The following is a 2,958-nucleotide window of genomic DNA, read 5'->3' as shown; positions in this document are numbered from 1 at the left end:
TTCTCGCCGAGGTGGATGTCGGCGCCGAGAACAGCGTTGTACGCGATGGCGCCGACCCGGGCGAAGGCGCCGGCCAGCGGCTCGAGCCCCGAGGGCAGAGTGTGGCCGACCATGCGCTCCGCCGGGACGATGCCCTCGCTGCGGTGGCCCCAGATGCCCCACACCTGATCGCCGGTGACCGGCATACCCGGGCTGCCGACGAGTTCGGGCGAGACCTCGGTGACCTCGCCGACTTCGGAGTAGCCCCAGCCGGCCACCGGATACTCGATTCCGGCGACCCCGTCGCGGAAGATGCGCGCCTCGGCGTCCCAGGTGCGCGTCAGATACGGGTTGGTGCCGCGGTACGCGGTGAGTTCGGTGCCTGCGGAGATTCCGGAGTAGCGAGTGCGGACCCGTAGATGGCCGGCGGGAAGCGGTGTACTTCCGTGTTCGGCGACTTCGACCTGACGGGGGCCGGTGAACTGGACAACGCGTTCCACGGGGAGCTCCGGATGGCTGGGAGGGGATGGTGCTCGCTGACTTCCGTCGAAGATATCTCAGACTTATGTCTTGTCAATGAGCAGAAGTGGTGCTGAGATGCTCCAGGAAGGTGCATAAGTAGCGTGAGGATGAAGCATGGTGTGGAAGACCCGATGGTCGCGGACAGCCGCGTTCGGGCTCGCAGCGGCTCTCGCCGCCGGACTGCTCGCAGGCTGTGGCAGCGCGGACGGGGGCAAGAAGCCGGACAACCGGATCACGGTGTGGTCGCAGGAGAACCTGGCGCCGCGCATGGCTGTGACCAAGAAGGTTATCGCCCGCTTCGAGAAGGAGTCGGGTGTCAAGGTGGACCTGGTCGGCGTCGACGAGAAACAGTTGCCGCAGCTGATCATGTCAGCGGCCGCCGCAGGGAATCTCCCGGACGTCATCGGCGCAGTCCCCATGGGCCAGGTATGGCAGATGTACGGAAACGGCCTGCTCAACACAGAGGTAGCGGCGCAGATCGTCAAGGATCTGCGTCCCGACACCTTCAATGCCAACGCTCTTTCTCTCACCGGCGATCACGGCACGCGTCTCAGCGTCCCGTCCGACGCCTGGCTCCAGCTCCTCGTCTACCGCAAGGACCTGTTCGCCAAGGCCGGGCTGCGCCCACCCGACAGCTACGCGAGCGCCCTCAGGGCCGCCGCGAAGCTGGACAAGGGAGGCACAAACGGCGCGTCGCTCGCCACCGATCCCTCGGACGTCTTCACCCAGCAGAGTTTCGAGGACCTGGCCCTCGCCAACAACTGCCAACTCGTCGACGGGAAGGGCAGAGTCGACCTGGACTCCACAGCCTGCCGCAACACCTTCAAGGCCTACGACGACCTCGCCCACAAGCACGGCGCCCCAGGCCTGCAGTCCGTCGACACCACCCGTGCCACCTACTTCTCCGGCCGGTCCGCGATGATGGTCTGGTCGTCGTTCCTCCTTGACGAACTGGCCGGCCTGCGCAACGACTCGCTGCCCAGCTGCCCCCAGTGCAAGAACGACCGCGCCTTCCTCGCCCGCAACACCGGGGTCGTCACCTCGCTCAAGGGACCGGACAGCAAGGACCCCGCCCAGTTCGGTGAGATCACCTCCTGGACCGTCACCCGCACCGCCGAGACCGGCGCCTCGAAAAAGTTCATCGAATACATGATGGGCAAGGGCTACCAGGACTGGTTCGGCATGGCCCCCGAAGGCAAGATCCCGGTCCGCACGGGCACACCCGACCGCCCCGACTCCTTCCTGAAGGCCTGGCGCGCCAGCGAGATGGGTGTCGACCACCGAGCATCAATGGCGAAGGCCTACCCTCCTTCACTGCTCGACGGCCTGGTCAAGGGCGTGGGCGACATGAAGCGCTGGGGCCTCGCCCAGGGCCAGGGCAACCTCGTAGGCGCCACCAACGGCGAACTTCCGGTCGCCAAGGCCATCGGCGCCATGACCAGCGGTCAGATCTCGCCGGACAAGGCAGCCGAGGAGGCCCAGGACGACGTGGCCGCACTTCAGAAGTCCCTCCAGTAGCCACACGGCCGCTCCGTCACCGAGGTAACCGATTCATGAGTACATCCGACAGCCGCGCCCAGGAGCGCCGCAGCCACCCGCAGTCCGCCGGCCGGAGGGAGAACCGCGCGGGCCTGGCCTTCGTCACCCCCACCTTCCTGGTGGTCCTCGTCGTGGTGATCCTGCCCATCCTGTGGACCGTCCTGCTCGCTTTCCAGCACTCCAAGCTCGTCGACATCCAGGAGAACGGTCTCTTCGGCAACTGGACCCTCGAGAACTTCGAGCAGGTCTTCGGCTCCCCCGGCTTCTGGAGCGGCCTCGGCACCACCCTCACGTACACCATCGGAGCGACCGCGGGCTCCGTACTGCTCGGCCTGGTCGCCGCTCTCGCACTGCGCAAGCCGTTCCACGGCCGCGGCCTGCTGCGCAGCGCGATGCTCCTGCCGTACGTCGCGCCGGTCGTCGCGGTCTCCTTCGTATGGCAGGTGGCGCTCAGCCCGCAGTACGGCGTCGTCAACGACTGGGGCCGCAAACTCTTCGGATGGCACGACCCGATCGCCTTCCTCTCGACCCGGTCGTACGAGGTCGGTCTGCTGGGCGTCCACTTCCACATACCGTTGGCGCTGCTCACCGTCATCGCCTTCGAGACCTGGCGTTACTTCCCTTTCGCCTTTCTCTTCATGCTGGCCAGGCTTCAGGCCGTACCGGGCAACCTGGAGGAGGCGGCGACGGTCGACGGCGCCACCCCCACCCAGCGCTTCCGGCACATTCTGCTGCCACAGCTGATGCCGGTCATCGCGCTGCTGTCCGTCCTGCGCTTCATCATGACGTTCAACAAGTTCGACGACATCTATCTGCTGACCGGTGGTGGGTCGGGCACCGACGTCGTGGCCGTCCGCGTCTACAACTTTCTCACCGCCCGGTTCGACGTCGGCGCCGCCGCTGCCCAGGCGCTGGTCC

At 66.6% G+C, this 2,958-nt stretch carries 2 protein-coding genes and 1 pseudogene; 2 read left to right on the top strand and 1 reads right to left on the bottom strand.

Annotated elements, in window-relative coordinates:
• Positions 1 to 479: pseudogene (locus tag AB0M87_RS33195) on the bottom strand (oxidoreductase); the annotation flags it as partial.
• A gap of 136 nt (positions 480 to 615) precedes the next feature.
• On the opposite strand from AB0M87_RS33195, the gene AB0M87_RS33190 reads away from it, so the two are divergent.
• Both AB0M87_RS33190 and AB0M87_RS33185 read left to right on the top strand, forming a co-directional pair.
• Positions 616 to 2,019: an extracellular solute-binding protein gene (locus AB0M87_RS33190; RefSeq protein WP_365859603.1), complete on the top strand. Its 1,404-nt coding sequence runs from the start codon at positions 616 to 618 to the stop codon at positions 2,017 to 2,019.
• A gap of 35 nt (positions 2,020 to 2,054) precedes the next feature.
• The coding region (locus AB0M87_RS33185; protein WP_365859601.1) for a sugar ABC transporter permease at positions 2,055 to 2,958 on the top strand (904 nt) is incomplete at its 3' end.

This window comes from Streptomyces sp. NPDC051320, assembly GCF_040682175.1.
Taxonomy (GTDB): domain Bacteria; phylum Actinomycetota; class Actinomycetes; order Streptomycetales; family Streptomycetaceae; genus Streptomyces.
This window is presented reverse-complemented; position numbering and strand designations above follow the sequence as displayed.

What these genes read in the sequence shown, in the direction of transcription:
- AB0M87_RS33190 (WP_365859603.1), top strand. Translation starts at nt 616, where the DNA reads ATGGTGTGGAAGACCCGATGGTCGCGGACAGCCGCGTTCGGGCTCGCA.